General features: G+C 63.1%; 16 protein-coding genes and 1 pseudogene. 11 read left to right on the top strand and 6 right to left on the bottom strand.

The features are described from left to right. Window positions 1–415: 415 nt before the first annotated feature. Window positions 416–1,624 carry a tyrosine-type recombinase/integrase gene (locus NKJ08_RS14235; protein ID WP_352781998.1) on the bottom strand — a complete coding sequence of 403 codons (1,209 nt, stop codon included), beginning with the start codon at window positions 1,622–1,624 and terminating at the stop codon, window positions 416–418. An 849-nt stretch (window positions 1,625–2,473) separates the two neighbouring features. Here NKJ08_RS14235 and NKJ08_RS14230 point away from each other — a divergent pair. Further along, entirely contained in the window at window positions 2,474–2,737 is a 264-nt protein-coding gene (locus NKJ08_RS14230; protein WP_352781997.1) for a hypothetical protein, read from the top strand. Between the two features lie 1,160 nt (window positions 2,738–3,897). Beyond that, window positions 3,898–4,800, top strand: a complete 903-nt coding sequence (locus NKJ08_RS14225; RefSeq protein WP_352530601.1) for an ArdC family protein — start codon at window positions 3,898–3,900, stop codon at window positions 4,798–4,800. A 16-nt stretch (window positions 4,801–4,816) separates the two neighbouring features. Here NKJ08_RS14225 and NKJ08_RS14220 read toward each other — a convergent pair whose 3' ends face one another. Then, complete coding sequence (locus tag NKJ08_RS14220; protein ID WP_502906337.1) at window positions 4,817–5,656, bottom strand: sulfite exporter TauE/SafE family protein; 840 nt, start codon at window positions 5,654–5,656, stop codon at window positions 4,817–4,819. A gap of 153 nt (window positions 5,657–5,809) precedes the next feature. Between NKJ08_RS14220 and NKJ08_RS14215 the strand changes: the two are divergent. From NKJ08_RS14215 to NKJ08_RS14195, 5 genes and pseudogenes are all read left to right on the top strand, one after another. Next, a pseudogene (locus tag NKJ08_RS14215) lies at window positions 5,810–6,030 on the top strand (zincin-like metallopeptidase domain-containing protein); the annotation flags it as partial. Window positions 6,031–6,395: 365 nt separating this feature from the next. After that, the gene (locus NKJ08_RS14210) at window positions 6,396–6,716 is read left to right on the top strand and encodes a hypothetical protein (protein WP_352532559.1); all 321 of its coding nucleotides are present in this window, start codon (window positions 6,396–6,398) and stop codon (window positions 6,714–6,716) included. After that, entirely contained in the window at window positions 6,716–7,762 is a 1,047-nt protein-coding gene (locus NKJ08_RS14205) for a DUF7146 domain-containing protein (RefSeq protein WP_352532557.1), read from the top strand. The genes NKJ08_RS14210 and NKJ08_RS14205 overlap by 1 nt, the downstream gene beginning before the upstream one ends. 309 nt (window positions 7,763–8,071) lie before the next feature. Further along, entirely contained in the window at window positions 8,072–9,007 is a 936-nt protein-coding gene (locus NKJ08_RS14200; protein ID WP_352532555.1) for a DUF2493 domain-containing protein, read from the top strand. Window positions 9,008–9,935: 928 nt separating this feature from the next. Further along, entirely contained in the window at window positions 9,936–10,256 is a 321-nt protein-coding gene (locus NKJ08_RS14195; RefSeq protein ID WP_352781995.1) for a DUF736 domain-containing protein, read from the top strand. A gap of 194 nt (window positions 10,257–10,450) precedes the next feature. On the opposite strand, the gene NKJ08_RS14190 is transcribed toward NKJ08_RS14195, so the two are convergent. Continuing rightward, window positions 10,451–10,666: a helix-turn-helix domain-containing protein gene (locus tag NKJ08_RS14190; RefSeq protein WP_023674290.1), complete on the bottom strand. Its 216-nt coding sequence runs from the start codon at window positions 10,664–10,666 to the stop codon at window positions 10,451–10,453. A gap of 126 nt (window positions 10,667–10,792) precedes the next feature. Here NKJ08_RS14190 and NKJ08_RS14185 point away from each other — a divergent pair, with 126 nt between their 5' ends. Beyond that, window positions 10,793–11,071 carry a DNA -binding domain-containing protein gene (locus NKJ08_RS14185; protein ID WP_352527063.1) on the top strand — a complete coding sequence of 93 codons (279 nt, stop codon included), beginning with the start codon at window positions 10,793–10,795 and terminating at the stop codon, window positions 11,069–11,071. Between the two features lie 297 nt (window positions 11,072–11,368). Here NKJ08_RS14185 and NKJ08_RS14180 read toward each other — a convergent pair whose 3' ends face one another. The 3 genes from NKJ08_RS14180 to NKJ08_RS14170 all read right to left on the bottom strand — a co-directional run bounded on the left by NKJ08_RS14180 (window position 11,369) and on the right by NKJ08_RS14170 (window position 12,500). After that, window positions 11,369–11,659, bottom strand: coding sequence for a helix-turn-helix transcriptional regulator (locus tag NKJ08_RS14180; protein ID WP_352781994.1), 291 nt, complete (start codon window positions 11,657–11,659; stop codon window positions 11,369–11,371). Window positions 11,660–11,773: 114 nt separating this feature from the next. Further along, the gene (locus NKJ08_RS14175) at window positions 11,774–12,322 is read right to left on the bottom strand and encodes a DUF2285 domain-containing protein (protein ID WP_352527062.1); all 549 of its coding nucleotides are present in this window, start codon (window positions 12,320–12,322) and stop codon (window positions 11,774–11,776) included. Window positions 12,323–12,356: 34 nt separating this feature from the next. Next, entirely contained in the window at window positions 12,357–12,500 is a 144-nt protein-coding gene (locus NKJ08_RS14170; protein ID WP_352782013.1) for a hypothetical protein, read from the bottom strand. Between the two features lie 155 nt (window positions 12,501–12,655). Here NKJ08_RS14170 and NKJ08_RS39025 point away from each other — a divergent pair, with 155 nt between their 5' ends. From NKJ08_RS39025 to NKJ08_RS14155, 3 genes are read left to right on the top strand one after another with little or no spacing between them, the layout of a single operon-like run. Then, entirely contained in the window at window positions 12,656–13,273 is a 618-nt protein-coding gene (locus tag NKJ08_RS39025) for a lytic transglycosylase domain-containing protein (RefSeq protein WP_502906336.1), read from the top strand. After that, window positions 13,270–13,521, top strand: coding sequence for a hypothetical protein (locus NKJ08_RS14160; protein ID WP_352527056.1), 252 nt, complete (start codon window positions 13,270–13,272; stop codon window positions 13,519–13,521). Before NKJ08_RS39025 ends, NKJ08_RS14160 begins: the two co-directional genes overlap by 4 nt. Next, entirely contained in the window at window positions 13,518–15,260 is a 1,743-nt protein-coding gene (locus NKJ08_RS14155) for a relaxase/mobilization nuclease domain-containing protein (protein WP_352781993.1), read from the top strand. Before NKJ08_RS14160 ends, NKJ08_RS14155 begins: the two co-directional genes overlap by 4 nt. Window positions 15,261–15,322: the final 62 nt, after the last annotated feature.

The following is a 15,322-nucleotide window of genomic DNA, read 5'->3' as shown; positions in this document are numbered from 1 at the left end:
GGACTCCGCGGCGCGATACCGCCCGTAACCGACCTTCACAAGCAGACCCTCCTCGCGCATCCGGGATAGGTAACACCAGGGGGATTCCTGCATTCGTCAGATCACGGGTCCGCACTTCACCACCCTTGCGAGCGACAGCGACAGCTTGGTCTCGAAGCGACGTAGGGGACCGCCAGCGAGGCGAGGTGCTTCCGCGCGGTCTCGGTCGCGTTTTCGCATCTTGGGTTCTTGCGGCGCTTCTTGGCGAAGGGCTATGGAGAATTCGTAATTCGCGGCTTCGCCGATCCCGGGGAGCCGGAGTGGATCCTTTGGGCGGTGGTGCGCGTGGCAGGATTTGAACCTGCAGGCCCATCGTCCCGAACGATGTGGATTTGCCGGCAGACCGCAAGTTCCTGGGCTCCTTCGTCACGCTCGCTCACGACTGGTCGCGTTTCCTTTCGCCCTCTCTGTGGGAAACCTGTGGGATGAGCACACCGCGTTCGTGTTTTGTAGTTTGAGTTATCCTGAGGACGGTTTTCGGCGACTTGGCGAAAACGGGCTTCTTCGTGATCTTCTCGGCGGCGTCTGCCAAGAAATTAGGATGATGATGACCATAAGTTTCGATCAGGACATCCACTGTGATGCCAAGAAAGCCCGCCGCCTGCCACATATCGGTGCCGGCCTGCATCATCCAAGTCGCGGCGGTGTGGCGGAACACGTGCGGAGTGACGCCGGGCCCCAGGCCGGCGATTTCGCGCGCCGTCTTGAAGCTCTTGTCTATCGATTGCACCGGCTTTCCATTCCACTCCACGACAAAATCCTGCGATATCTTGCGACCGATGTTCGCACTTTTGCCGCGTGATTTGGTCTCGATGTGGAGATCAGTGCGCGCCCAGCGCCGGAGGTGCGCCAGCAGCCGCTCCGGCAGGGGCACGGGGGGTTGGCGCTTCTTGGTTTTCCTTGCGCCAGCGGCACCGCGATAGAAGATACCGCGGTCGAGGTCCACATAACCGCGCCCTTTGGTTGGACGCATGGCGGCACCGCAGATTGCGGCCGAGCGCGTTCCTGTATAAAGCGCGACGAGGATGAAGCGCGCGAGATGTCGCCCGGTGCGCCGACCACTCTCTTGGCCCTTCCAAGTCTGCTTCATACGCCAAGCGGCCCAGATGAGGGCGGCCGCCTCACTGCGGGTCAACCAGCGCTCGCGTGCAGCGGCCTTGTCAGGCAGGGTGATCGTCGGTGCGGCGGTTGTATAACCCTCCTTGCGGTAATAGTTGATGGCCGCACGAAGATCCTCGAGTTGGCGGCGCGCCGCGGCTTCGGTGGGGCGCGACGAGACGTACTCGCGGCAGAGTTTGCCGTTGATGGCGGCGAGTGTCTTTTCCCCGAAGAAATCGAGGATCTTGTCCAGCCGAGCCGCCGTCTCTTCTGGTGTGGCGTGCTTCGGTGCAACCTCTTTAAGGTAGAGGTTGACCACATCGGCAATCAAGACATCTTCGGCTCCGCGCGCTTGGTGGTATTTGCTTGCAATGTAGGCGGCGAGCGCCTTTTCCGCTTCAGTTCCTGGACGGCCTTTTTCGCTGCCGCCAGCGCTGATGAAGGTTGTTCCATCGCGGATAAACCATCCAGCTTTGTTTCGGAGCATTCCATCGGTTTTCCAGCTTTCGTCACGCCATACAAGGCGTGGCCCTTTCGACGTCCGCGGCATAGTTCCCTCATTCTAGCGATTGCCATCAAGGTGACGTATTCCTTTCCGGCGATTAGCTCCGTTTCAAGTCGACCGGCGTCACGTTCCTTGCGCAAGCCCGCTGCGCTCATCGAGCCGTCGGGAAAGGCAATTCGCGCAGCGATCTCGACGCGCAGAGGCGTGGTCTCGTCGAATTGGTCGGGGACTTTCAATAAGGAGTCCTCAGCAGTTCTCAGATCCGATCCGTTCGCGGGTCTCGTTGAGCGTGCTTTTCTGTCTCGCCGTTCTGGATGCACTGCTACCGGAGAACTCTTCTCCAAAAAATCGGCTGCGAAAACCGCCGACCGGAGGTGCTGCGCCGAAAATGCGCCTTCGACCTGTTAATCGGAATGATCGCACCAACAAGTCTTTGGCTGGCCTCCGCTTCCAATCCGGCCACTCCTGACGGGCATCGGCCATCGGTTCGGCCTACGTCTTCCATACTGCCGGCCGGGCCGCTCTTGCGCCGCAACGCCCGCGCGCCCGGCTTTCGGCTAATGCTGCAGGGTGCCTGCTATCTCGTCTGCGCTTACCTCACTGGCATGCGCGATAGCGAGGTGCAGGCGATGCAGTCGGGCTGTGTGTCGCCGGTGCGCAGCGCCGACGGCCTGGTCGAGCGGTACCGGCTGCGCAGCACCGTCTACAAGCGCCGTGGGGCACGGGGCATCCAGGCCGACTGGATCACGATCGAGCCGGTCGCCCGCGCCGTCGCTGTGATGGAGGTGCTCGGCGCGCAATCGCAAGGAGAAGGGGCTGTCATCCCTTTGGGTGGCGCTCAAGGACTGGCCTTGGAGCAACGATCATCTCGACTTGGGTGCGACGCCAACGCTCAACCTCTTCCGCGACGGCCTCGACGCGCGCTCGCAAGGCGGACCGGCGATCGCGCGCATCGACGACGAACCCTGGAAGTTCACGACACGGCAGCTCCGCCGCACGATCGCCTGGTACATCGCCAACCGGCCGTTCGGCACCGTCGCCGGCAAGATCCGGTACAAGCACTCCTCCGTCGCCATGTTCGAGGGCTATGCCTAATCGGCGCAGGCCGACTTCCGCCGTGCTGTCGAGCGCGAGCGCGCGCTCGGCCAGCTCGACGACATTGTCACCTACTACGAGGCCTATCTGCGCCGTGACGGTCCGGCTGGACCGGGTGCTGCGCGGCTGCGGCGCGAGTTCGCCCGCGCGCAGGACGAGCTTGGCGATCTTCCTGGCCGGATCATGAACCGCAAGCGGCTGCGCACCATGTTGGCCCATCTCGGCCGGACCTTGCACGTCGGATTCCTCAACGACTGCCTGTTCGAAGCCGCAACCGCGCTCTGCCTCAGCGGCTCGCCGGACTCTGAGCGATCGATGCCGGCCTTGTCGCGATGCAGCTCGGACCGTGAACGCCTGCTTGACCGCCCGCCACCGCGAACCTTGGCAGGCCTCGATCGTGGAGGGCGAAGCGCTGTCTCACCGCTCCAGCGCACAGCGATCCTGCGGGACAACGAGCCCAAGCGCCGGCTGATTGCACCTCTATGGATGGTGAAGCATGATCGCGCCCCGGGCCGAAGAGCGAAGCCGCGCTGAGGGCGGCCCTGGCGCGACTATTCGAGGGCCGCCCCGAGCGCACCGACGGCGCGCTGACCATCGCCAATCTGGCGCGCGAGGCCGGCGTCAGCCGGGCGACGGCGAACCGTGCGTCGCACTTCTCGCCGAGTTCCGGGCGGCCGAAGCGCGTCACCGACGATCCTCTCCCAAGGCCCTCAAGGAGCGCGTCCGCGCTCTCGAAGCCGAGCTCCGCGCCGTGCGCGGCGCCGAGATGGCCGAACTGCGGGCGCGCGTCCCCACGCTTGCGCTAGCATATCCAGGTGCTGACGTTGCAGGTCGCCGAGCGCGATGGCGTGATCGACGGTCTGCGGGAGGAACTGGCCCGATCTATGGAAGCCAGAGGCGTCCCGCTGCGGCGCCCGCCTCATGACGGCGCCGGCTGAGAGCCGCGCATCATCATAATCGGTCCGATCCGAACTCGCCGATCGTCATGGTCGGCGCCTCCTGCGCTCGCCAGTCGAGGCAGGGGCTCGGTTGTGGCGAACGCTGCCGGCCCATCAACCCTGTTCCGCACCAGCACCGAGAACAGGGTGTGACGGCCCGGCTTCCCGCGTCCGCCCCTGTCGCCTCGCCCTCGACGGAGAGGGCGAGCACAGGAGGCACCGATGACCACAGATCGCAACAACCAGGCCTGGACCACTGACGATATCTATGAGCGCGTCACCAACCAGATCATTGCCGCCATCGAGGCCGGCGCCGGCGACTACCGGATACCCTGGCACCATGACGGATCAGCCATCACCACCCCCGTCAACGTCGCCTCACGCAAGACGTATCGCGGGGTCAACGTCATCACCCTTTGGGCTGCGGCACATGCGGCTGGCTACCGCGCCGGCATCTGGGGCACCTATCGCCAATGGCAGGAGATTGGCGCTCAGGTTCGCAAGGGCGAGCGCGGCCACCTTGTCGTGTTCTGGAAGATCGCCGATCGCCACGGCGCGGCGGACGCCCAGCACGGCGACGAGGAGCGCGACGATCCCGCCCGGTGCATGTTCGCTCGCGGCTACACAGTCTTCAACTGCACGCAGGTCGACGGCTATACGCCACCCACAGTGCCGGTGCTGCCCGAGGCCGAGCGGATCGAGCGCGCCGAGCGCTTCTGCGCGGCGCTGAGCATCGACATCCGCCACGGCGGCTCGCGGGCCTGTTACATCCCCTCCAGGGATCACGTGCAGATGCCCGAGTTCGCCTGTTTCCGGGACGCCGTTGCCTATTACGCCGTGCTGCTCCACGAATGCGGGCACGCTTCTGGCGCCAGGCACCGCCTCGACCGCGATCTCACCGGGCGGTTCGGCTCGGCCGCCTATGCCATGGAGGAATGCACGGTCGAGCTTCTCAGCGCCATGATCTGCGCCGATCTCGACCTCAGCGTCGAGCCGCGGCCCGATCACGCCCGCTATATCGCCTCCTGGCTTGAGGTGCTCCGCTCCGACAAGCGCGCCATCTTCACTGCCGCCAGCAAGGCGCAAGAGATCGCCGACTGGATGCACGCCCAGCAGCCGGCTTAAGCTGACTGCCTATGCCTCAACGATGCCGCCACACCTTCACCGCGCTGACGACCAAGATTAGCGCCAGCAACGGCAGCAGAAGCGGGCTCGGCAAAATGCCTAGCAGTCGCGCGCCGATGAAGCTGCCGACGATCGATCCCGCCGCCATGACGAAGACGAACAGCTTGTTGCGTCCGAGCACGGCAAAGCTCCGGTCACGGCTGTAGCGTGTGAAGCCCATCAGCATCGTCGGCAGGCTGACCGCAAGCGAGAGACTCCCGGCCAGCTTGATATCGCAGCCCAACAGGAGGACGAGCGTCGGGATCAGCAGTTCGCCGCCGGCTACTCCGAGGAGCGACGCGACCACCCCGATCACGGCGCCGGCAGCGACACCGGCGATGAGCTGGGCCGGCCCTTCAAGCAGCGGGTGGCCACCATCATGCGCATCATGCCCGACCAGGAGCACCACCGCGATCAGCAGCAGCAGAACCGCGATGATCCGGTAGAGTGTTCCGGATCTCAGCCGCGTCGCCCACCCGGCCCCGAACCAGGCTCCGGCCAGGCTTCCTGCGAGCAGGTTGACGATGACCGTCCAATGCGCCACGACGGCCTCCCAAGGCACGGCCGCGGCCCGGAACGGCAGCGCCGAGGCCACCACCACCAGACTCATCGCCTTGTTGAGGATCACCGCTTCCAGTGCAACGAACCGGAACGCGCCGATCAACAAAGGAAGCCGGAACTCCGCCCCGCCGAGCCCGATCAGGCCGCCGAGCGCCCCGATGCCGGCGCCTCCACCAAAGGCACCGGGGATGCTCCGCTGCGCGGGGGCAGATTCCCTGCCGTCGTTATCTGCCGGGTTGGCGGCGGCTTCGTCCATCTGCATCTTGGCTTCCAATCTCGATATAGCCACACGACTATAGCCATGAGTGTCGAAACTGTCTCACGCCAACGCACGACCGAACTAACGCGTGGAATCAGCGAGTTCGTGGCTGTGGCAAATCAATAGACAGCTTGACTGTTCAGATAATGGGCAGAGATGAGCGCCGCTTTCTGCTGCGCCTCGCTGGGCATCAAACCGACCGTACGTCATGCCGACTATATCGGCTCCTGGCTGGGAGTGCTTCGCGCAGACAACCGTGCGATCGTGCACGCCGCAACGCCGCCTCTCAGGCGAGCAGGGCTGCGGAGTATCTCCTTCGCTTCTTGCCTGGCAACGTCACTGCTGACGACGATCAGCGGCAGGCAGCGTGATGACCGCCCGCTTCCAGATCGGTATCTCGTCGCAACTGCGCTCGGTTGGCCATCGAACTCTGCTGCGTGGTCTCGGTGCCGGACGCCGCTGCGCCGAAGTCGTGTTGCAGAGCGGAGCTATGCTTCCATTGGGGCGACCGGCCGCTCTCGCCGCTCTTCGCCGTGCTGTCGCCCTTCATTACTGCCGCTGCACGTCTGCATGTTGCAGCCGTCTTTTGTGAACAGGAGCGCCATGACCGAGCTGCTGTTCCGCGACAACATCCGTTGGCTGCCAAGCATAAGAGGACGAGGAGTGGCGGGATCTCCATGACGGGTTTGGAGGTCGAGAGAGAGGCTCTCGGCTGCCCGTCTCGGAGTACATCCCGATGGCTACTGCCGTTCAGAAGATCACCCTTTCGTCCTCGCGAGACATCCCCTTCAAGAAGGTGGTGCTCTCCCAGTCCAAGGTCCGGCGCGTCAAGGCCGGCATCTGGATCGGGGATCTACCGGACCTCGTAGCTGAAGTGGCAACCCGCTCGCGCCTCATCGTGCGCAAGACCAGCAGTGGAGGCATCGACCGCCTTGTCGCCGAGAGTCGCGCCGGGTCGGCCAATCTCGCTGAGCCACAGGCACCTGGATCCGCAATTCTGGCCAAGCTGCTGGAGCGTTATCCCGTGCAGCGCATCGACATGCGGGAGTATGCCTGATGGCCCGGCACGATGCGTCCGAACTGGCGCAACGCCTCGGCCGGCAGGCTGAGGCAGTTTGTCGCCACTATCTTTCGAACGGGCATCGCGAGGGCCGCTACTGGCTTGTCGGCGATGTCCAAAACACGCCAGGCCGCTCGATGTTCGTGCGGCTCATCGGGTCGCAGAGCGGAAAAGGAGCAGCCGGCAAGTGGACCGATGCGGCGACAGGCGAGCATGGCGATCTTCTCGACGTGATCCGCGAAAGCTGCGGCTTGATCGACTTCAGGGACGTTGCCAATGAGGCAATGGCGTTCCTCGGCTTACCGCATCTCGAACCAAAGCAGACTTCCCCCCGGTTGAAATCGGTAGCCACGCCATCCGGATCATCGGAAGCAGCGCGTCGGTTGTTTGCGATGTCGCGGCCGATTGCGGGCACGGTCGTAGAGACGTATCTGCGCAATCGCAGGATTACTGCTTTGCACGGGACCGAAAGCCTGCGTTTCCACCCGCGCTGCTATTATCGGCCCGACGAACACTCGCCGACCGAGACCTGGCCGGCGATGATCGCTTCCGTCACCGATCTCGACGGTCGTTTGACTGGCGCGCATCGCACCTGGATTGATCCTTCCGGCAGGGGCAAGGCACCGGTCGATACGCCGAGGCGCGCGATGGGCGACCTTCTCGGGCACGCGGTTCGCTTTGGTCTGCCCGGCGAAGTCATGGCGGCCGGCGAAGGCATCGAGACGCTCTTGTCGCTTCGGTGCATTCTGCCCGATATGGCCGTGGCCGCAGCACTCTCGGCCGCCCATCTTGCTGCCATCCTGTTCCCCCTCACGCTGAGACGGCTCTACATCGTGCGCGACGCCGATCCAGCCGGTGACGGCGCGCGTGACACCTTGATCGAAAGAGCGAATGCTGCCGGGATCGAGGCGATCGTGCTCTCGCCGGCACTTGGGGACTTCAACGAAGATCTCTGTACGCTCGGCGTGGATGATCTTCGGGCGCGCGCCCGTGTCCAGCTCGCCCCCCAGGACATCGGCCGTTTCATGACAGTTGCGGCATAGCCCGGACCGGACAAGCGTGCCGCTGTCGCCGGCATCGTTCGGATGCCCCTAAGGTCGGAGACAACCGCGCCCCGGCCTTCGAGAGGGCGATCGGCCTGCAAACGGCCCGGAGCCGCAACGTCTTCGGCCGACTATTTTCCGGCGCGCGCCCAAGCGAGCGCTTTCGATCGCGAGGCAAAATAGCCGGCCTTCGTCCTCCTCCGCTGACGCTCCGGCCCTCCGCTTCACTGCGGGTGCAGATCCGTCCCGTTCGCCGGCTTTCGTCGCCATGAAGGCCGCGAGGGTCGCGGTCCAAAACAGGAGCATCCAATGAGCGAGCACGACGACTACGAAACACAGCACGCCTCATCACCCATCGACCACGCCCTCACCGAGCTTCAGCTCTACGGCTACCGCCCCTTCGCGGATGAGCCTGATCCTCGACCGCTTCCGGAGGGCCACCGCGTCGCCGGCGCGATCGCCGACATCTTCGACGCCATCATCGCGACACTGGAAGACACTCGCCTTGAGCCCGATCTCGACGATCTCCTGTGGTCGACCGTCAACGTCTTCCACCGTGCCACCAACCGGATCGAGCGCGAACTCGATTACAACGAGCAGGCGCAGCGCCGTAGCCAGCGTGAGCAGGATGGCAGCGAGGTGAAATCAGTCGAGCTGGAACGCTTGACGGCCGAGGGACAGACGCTAGTGGAACGCCAGAACGCCTTCGAACTGATGCGCGATCAGGCCGCGGAGCATTACGAGCGCCACACCGGATCGAGCTGGCGGCCGCGCAGCGGATCGATGGTCAATCACAAGGCGATGACCTCGGCGATGATCGACAGTCGCGATTTTCTGGCTGCGAAGAAACGTGCCGCGCACGAGGTGCTGTTGCCGCTTGGCCCGAAGATCGCCTTCACCGGCGGCCTCGACTTCAACGACCACCAGCTGATCTGGGCCAAGCTCGACCAGGTCCACGCCAAGCACTCCGACATGGTGCTGATGCATGGCAAGTCGCCGAAGGGCGCCGAGAAGATCGCATCCCGCTGGGCCGACCATCGCAAGGTGGCGCAGATCGGCTTCGCGCCCGACTGGACAAAACACGGCAAGGCCGCCCCGTTCAAGCGCAACGACGCAATGCTGGACGTGCTTCCGATCGGCGTCATCGTCTTTCCCGGCACCGGCATCCAGAACAATCTTGCCGATAAGGCCAGGAAGCTCGGCATCCCGGTCCTCGACTTCCGCACCAACGAAGGCAGCGCGTAAGCGCTTCAATGTCTCCGTTGCACGATAGGGCCGCGTCGGACAGCGAGAGCCTGTTTTTTTGTACTTCGCCGGAATGCTCGGCCCCGGTTTGTCAGATTTTCCGCCCCCGGCATCATTCCTGCTTTCGCAATACTTACGTCCGCATCCCGGTGCTAGGGAGGGTGCGCAACGCTGTCGCGCTTGCCTTCGGCGTATCAGCTGCGCTCGCAGGCTACCCGCCACGCAAGCCATACACGAGACGCCTGTTTGAGGGCCGGTGGCTTGGTTCGGTCACAGCCGCCATTGCAACTGCGGACAAGACGATAGCGGCCCCGGTTCAACCGGACAGTGCCTGGCTCGGGCGAACTCACCGAACGACCGAGGCGGGCTGGAGGCTGTTTCTGACCAGCCATCGCATCGTTACTGGTGAGGCTGACACGCCTTGAGCGCGACGCATAGTTCGGATCCACTGCGACGTGCCGTCTCGTTCGAAAGTTGGCGAGTATCCGGTGGGGCACGTCAGCCTTGAGTTGAGCCCATCGCGTGCGTGTCTTAAGCGCGGTGCTGGCAACAGCTTGCAACTTATCGAAGCTTGTACAGAAGGAGCGTCGACGCCGGTGGTCGTCATAACCGGAATTTCGCCGGTGCGACGGTATCGCCAGGTTCTCAATGGATGTCTCTGTCTGGCCGACCGCTCCAAACGGCCTCTTCAATGGGCTGATCTGGCCGAAGTCGGCTGCGCCTCGATCGACTAAGCCGCAATGGCACCGATCGACTTTCTTCCCCTGCCGGCTGCGCCGTCATTCCTCGCCAAACAACAAAGTCGCTTGGCTGCCATCCTCCGCTGGCGCTGCGGTCGCAAGCGATGCGGCGTCGATTGCCTCCGGCCCGCCGATCGCCATCGAGGCCGCATAGTGCGGGCTCGCAACAGAGTTCAAGGAGAACTGTTATGGCGATCATCGGAACCTTCAAGAAGACCGGCAACAACGAGTTCACCGGCGAAATCGTCACCCTCTCGCTCCAGACCAAGAACGTCCGCATCGTACCCGAGACCAACCGCTCTGGCGACAACGCCCCCAGCCACCGTGTCTTCGTCGGGCAGGTCGAGATCGGCGCCGCATGGTCCAATGAGGGCCGCGACTATCTCGGCCTGAAGTTGGACGATCCGAGCTTCACCGCTCCGATCTACGCCAACCTCTTCAACGATGAGGAAGGCGAAGGCTACAGCCTCATCTGGTCCCGGCCCAACGGCCGCCGCAACGCCGAGTAAGGCCCCGACCAAGGCTCCGCCCGGACGAACAGGGCGGGGCCGATCTCCTTTCACGCGACAAGTTGAGCGCAGTCGCTGCGCAACGAGCTCCGTCGAACTTGGGGGCGACTACCGGTCGTGTTCGCGACTGGAGACTTCATTCCTGCATGTTGCCTCGCCGATCATCGAAAATTCGCGGTGTTTCCGACGTCAACTCACGGTGCCGATTTTCTGATCAACTCGCATGGGTCCACATTCAGCGCAGTTGCGATTCTCCCAAGAACACTGATGCTGGCCGAGACCCGAGCGCGCTCGATCGATCCGACGTAACGCATGCTCAGTCCAGAGCGGGCGGCCAGTTCCTCCTGCGTCACGTTCTGGTCATGGCGCAGACGACGCATGTTGGCCGCCATGATCTCCTTGAGATTCATGACGGATTAGGGACCAGAAAGGGAACTATCGTTCTAGGAATGATCGTTCCTATTCGCTATGATTGGTGCTCGATCTAAAGGACGGCTCCTTCGAGATCGCGATCGAAATATGAACGGTCAAATATCATGCTTAAACCGCTGCTCGATCCTGATGTCGCCGACATTGCGCCGGATGCCCCGGTCCTGACCGGCTATGACGAGGAGCGTCTGCTCACCTACATTCGCCTGCTTGACGCGGCGGCGGAAGATGCCGATTGGCGAGAGGTGGCCAGGATCGTCTTGCATATAGACCCCGAGCAGGAGCCGGAGCGGGCGTTCCGGTCCTGGGAGACCCATCTTGCCCGCGCGCGATGGATGACGACCAGCGGCTACCGATCTCTTCTCGCTGGCGGCGCTCCGCACTGACGCCGCCGGCGTCGCTCCACTTTGCTGAATCGGCATGATGGTTTGCCGACTCTCCAACTATCCAACTTCCTCATCCCCCTGAATGTTGACGCCGATGCGTCGGGCCTCGCGAGAGCGAGCATGACGCAGGTGGCAACCGTTGTCATGCCTCTGTGGACGGCATCTCGCAGACCGCCGAACCGATGCGCCGCCAGCTTGCCACGGTGTTCGCTTCCGTTAAGCGCAAGGCCTAGCCGGCCGGCAGCGCAAGCTGCTGCTGAACGGTCGCGCCATACTGCATTTTCGTTACGCCACAGATCAGGAGCTGCGGTCGCGCCTGCCGACATAAGCCGGCGCGCGGGCTGCATGCGGTTTTGCCCGCGGAACATAGGTCGCGTTCGCATCGCTGGTGGAGGTGCGTGCGCCGAGCTCTATCCAGGCGTGCAGGTCGTTGATGTCGTAGAGAACGCGCCCGCCGACCTTTCGGTATTTTGGGCCAGTGCCATAGGTCCGGTGCTTTTCGAGTGTGCGGGTGCAGAGCCCGACGATGGGTGCTGCCTCCTTTGTGCGCAAATATTTTTGGGGCGCGTCCGCGGGACCCTTCGACATCGCTCGATCTCCATTCGGTTCTGCTGTCGTCCTGGCCTGCCGGGACGCGCGAAGTGGAACATGATCGAAATGAGGAAAGGCGAGGGAGGGCAAAGATTGGGGGGCGCGTTTTTGCTACCCCGACGAAAGACTTCGGCGGCCGGACTTTTCGCTACGGCTGTGGGGGTAGAAGAGAAGATCGCGATAGCCGCCGGCGACTAAAAAAGCTGCACGACGTAAGGTAGCTCGGACCTTGTGGCGGAGATGATGATCACGCCAATCTCGCGGCACAATCGGCTCTTGCGAAAACAGCACCTCCGCGAGCTGACGATAGGTTGCACCCGTGCGGTGACCGTCATGTGCGCGTAAATTGAGGATATGCCTGGTCTTGGTCTGTTGCGGTAGCGCGCCGTAGGATGAACTGGCTGCCCGGCCGTTCAGTGCGCGCCAGAACCGGCGCGCTGCATCGAGCCGCGTCTCGAATGCAGCGTCGAGCGGTAGAAGGATAGCGTTGAATTCACCGGCGCGGTCATCAGCGACGAGATGGCTTTTCCCAATTGAGGTAGACCAAATAATGTGAAGGCCTTCGTCCTGCGGCCAAACGCTGGCTCCGCCAAGGCTGGAGGGTCGAACTGTCTGATGGAAATGGCTGATAGGGGCAGATACCCGCGTGGCCCGGAGCACGCGCGGCGAGGCCTGTTCTGTCCAGATGATGTTCTCAGCTTCCGGACGTCCGGCACCGGCAGTTTTGAAATCGCGCGCCCCAACGGGTGGCGAAGTCGGGCTGGTCGACAGGTTCTCCGGAACCAGAGAGCCGCGATGCGAGCTGGCGACACTCGGCGATGAATTCGTCATTCCGGATCAGATACTCGGCAGCGAACTCCTCAGCTTGGCGCTGGTGCAGCGGCTTCCTCTCATGGTGAACGGCCGGCGCACTCCGAGAGCACGATCCTGTCGGCTGGCCCGTGGTCGGGGCATATCCGGGAAGCGGCTAAACGGTTCGCCATTCCAGAGCGTTTGCTTCGCGGCGTCATACAGATCGAGAGCTTCGGCGATGTTCGTGCGCTTTCAAGCAAGGGCGCGATGGGGCTGATGCAGATAATGCCGGCGACGTGGGAAGAACTGCGCATCAAATACCGTCTCGGTGACGATCCCTATAAACCGCGTGACAACATTCTTGCAGGTGCAGCATATCTTCGCGAAATGCTCGACAGCTTCGGGCGCAGCGGCTTTCTTGCCGCTTACAATGCCGGTCCTGGTCGGTACAAGGAACATCTCTCAGCCGGCCGTCCGCTGCCACGCGAGACGGTCGACTACGTCAGGAAACTCGCGCCGCTGCTCAATGGTGCAGTTCCCAGTCCGCGGCGCGCACGGCAAGGAAGGGGCAGAGCCAGCTCACTCGGTGCCACGATTTTTGCGCATCCCCATGACATTGGGAACGCCGCTGCATCGGGTGGCAATGGTTATGCAGAGACGATCTTCACGGCGATTCATTCGCCCGCAATGCGGTCGCCAATGGGCAATCCTGTTGCGGACCTGACCGCGACCGAGCCACGGCCGGGTGAAACCGATTTCCAATCGAACCACGCTGTTTGCGGCCTATTCACTCAGCCTTCTTTAGCCATATCGCGATGATCGCCACGTTCCTCCTCAATCGCATTCCGGCCTGTTCCGTCGCGGAAATTGCGGCGGAAGGGTTGGCCGCAGATGAGGGCGGAGAGAGTGGCAGGATAAAGGGCCGCGAGGTGCGGCTCGGTTCGGCCGATTGTTTTCCTTATAATTTTCGACTCATTTCGCGATGTGCTGGCACAATCGGCGATGTGCGCTATTCCCATTTTTTCAGTCTTTCAATGGAAACCGCACCTCGTGGCTGCCTAGCATGAAACGTGACGATAGCTTTCGCGTCCGCCCTGGTCGTATCCGCTCCCGCGCTGGCCAGCGCGCAAGACCCTTCATCTTCCAGGCTCTTGCGGCCACACAGCGCGCTGGCGGTCACCTTACACGCGAGGGCCGGATCACCTCCCCACGAGCTTCAACGTTTGGCCGCGGCAGGTCAGCGAGCATCCGCGCCAGTCGCCTCATCTCTGACCGCTCACGCGGCGCCGTTATCAAGGCCCGTGTGGTGAGGCAGTTCAGAGGGTCTGCGCCTCTCGCCACCCATCTCAAATATCTTCGCCGCGAAGGTGTTACACGTGATGGCGAGAAGGCGAGGATGTTCGGTCCCGACACCAAAGAGGCAGATCATGACGCCTTCTCCGACCGCTGCAAGGACGATCGGCATCACTTCCGTTTCATCGTTTCGCCGGACGATGCAATGGAGCTCGGCGACCTCAAGAACTTCGCTCGTGACCTGATGGTCGACATGGAGTGCGACCTCGGCACGAGGCTCGACTGGATTGCCGTCGATCACTGGAACACCGAACATCCGCACGTTCACATCCTCGTTCGCGGCGTAGCCGACGCCGGCGAGAGTCTTGTCATCTCGCGCGACTACATCCGCCAGGGCATGCGCGATCGGGCGAGCGACATTCTCACCCAGACGCTTGGGCTCCGCACCGACCTCGACATCCGCCAGGCCATCGAGCGGCAGGTCGACGCTGAGCGCTGGACGCAGCTCGATCGCCAGCTTGTTCGCGACACCGACCGTCATGGCATCATTGATCTCGCGCCACACCCTGATCGCCAGCCCGACGAGTTCCTGGGGCTCAAAGTCGGCCGGCTCCGGCAACTGGAAAGGCTAGGCCTCGCGAACGAGATCCGTCCCGGCCAGTGGATGGTGGTGGAAGAGGCCGAGGCAACTTTGCGCGCCCTCGGTGAACGCGGCGACATCATCAAGCGCATGCACCGCAGTCTCACCGTGCATGGGCTAAAAAGAGGGACAGCCGACTATGTGCTGGCCGCCGAAAAGATTGATGCGCCCGTGATCGGCCGACTGCTCGAACGCGGCCTCGACGACGAACTGTGGGGCTCGGCCTATGCCATCGTCGACGGCATCGATGGGCGCACACACCACCTTCGCTTCCATGACCCTAATGCGGCCGGAGACTCCGACCCGGGCTCGGTCGTGGAGTTGTGCCGCGATGCGAGTGCAAATGGCGGTGGCCGGGTCAGGCTCGCCGTCCGCTCCGACCTCTCAATCGAACAGCAGGTCCATGCTTCCGGCGCGACTTGGCTCGATCGCCAACTCGTTGCACGCGAGCCTGCCGAATTCGGTGAGGGCGGCTTTGGAAGGGACGTAAGACAGGCGCTGCAAGATCGGGTCGACCACCTTGTCAGGCGCGATCTGGCCAGGCGCGAGGGACAGCGCGTCATTCTTGCGCGCAATCTGATCGATACACTACACGATCATGAGGTGGAATCGCTCGGTGCCCGCCTCGCCGCCGAGACGGGCCTGTCATTCACGAAGGCTGCCAACGGCGATCAAGTGGCTGGGATTTACCGGCGGCGTTTCTCGCTGGCTTCAGGCCGGCTCGCGATGATCGATAATGGACTCGAATTCAAGCTCGTGCCCTGGTCGCCGTCGCTCGAAAAGCGATTGGGTAATCAAGTTACCGGGGTCGTGGGCTCGGATACGGGGGGCGTGGATTGGAGCCTGGGAAAGAAGCGCGGCATCGGGTTATGAAGGTTGCAGGCGTATGCTCTATCCTGATGCTAGGAAGCCAGCACGGTCCGTCGCACATTCTG

This window comes from Mesorhizobium sp. M0244 (assembly GCF_040321795.1).
Lineage (GTDB): Bacteria > Pseudomonadota > Alphaproteobacteria > Rhizobiales > Rhizobiaceae > Mesorhizobium.
Note: the sequence above shows the minus strand (reverse complement) of the source record. Positions and strands in the feature narration are given on the sequence as shown.

Coding starts and splice junctions, on each gene's coding strand:
- NKJ08_RS14210 (WP_352532559.1), top strand. CDS start 6,396: ATGGCTACTGCCGTTCAGAAGATCACCCTTTCGTCCTCGCGAGACATC.
- NKJ08_RS14190 (WP_023674290.1), bottom strand. CDS start 10,666: ATGAATCTCAAGGAGATCATGGCGGCCAACATGCGTCGTCTGCGCCAT.
- NKJ08_RS14220 (WP_502906337.1), bottom strand. CDS start 5,656: ATGGACGAAGCCGCCGCCAACCCGGCAGATAACGACGGCAGGGAATCT.
- NKJ08_RS14225 (WP_352530601.1), top strand. CDS start 3,898: ATGACCACAGATCGCAACAACCAGGCCTGGACCACTGACGATATCTAT.
- NKJ08_RS14155 (WP_352781993.1), top strand. CDS start 13,518: ATGAAACGTGACGATAGCTTTCGCGTCCGCCCTGGTCGTATCCGCTCC.
- NKJ08_RS14235 (WP_352781998.1), bottom strand. CDS start 1,624: ATGCTCCGAAACAAAGCTGGATGGTTTATCCGCGATGGAACAACCTTC.
- NKJ08_RS14195 (WP_352781995.1), top strand. CDS start 9,936: ATGGCGATCATCGGAACCTTCAAGAAGACCGGCAACAACGAGTTCACC.
- NKJ08_RS14200 (WP_352532555.1), top strand. CDS start 8,072: ATGAGCGAGCACGACGACTACGAAACACAGCACGCCTCATCACCCATC.
- NKJ08_RS14180 (WP_352781994.1), bottom strand. CDS start 11,659: ATGTCGAAGGGTCCCGCGGACGCGCCCCAAAAATATTTGCGCACAAAG.
- NKJ08_RS14205 (WP_352532557.1), top strand. CDS start 6,716: ATGGCCCGGCACGATGCGTCCGAACTGGCGCAACGCCTCGGCCGGCAG.
- NKJ08_RS14160 (WP_352527056.1), top strand. CDS start 13,270: ATGATCGCCACGTTCCTCCTCAATCGCATTCCGGCCTGTTCCGTCGCG.
- NKJ08_RS14185 (WP_352527063.1), top strand. CDS start 10,793: ATGCTTAAACCGCTGCTCGATCCTGATGTCGCCGACATTGCGCCGGAT.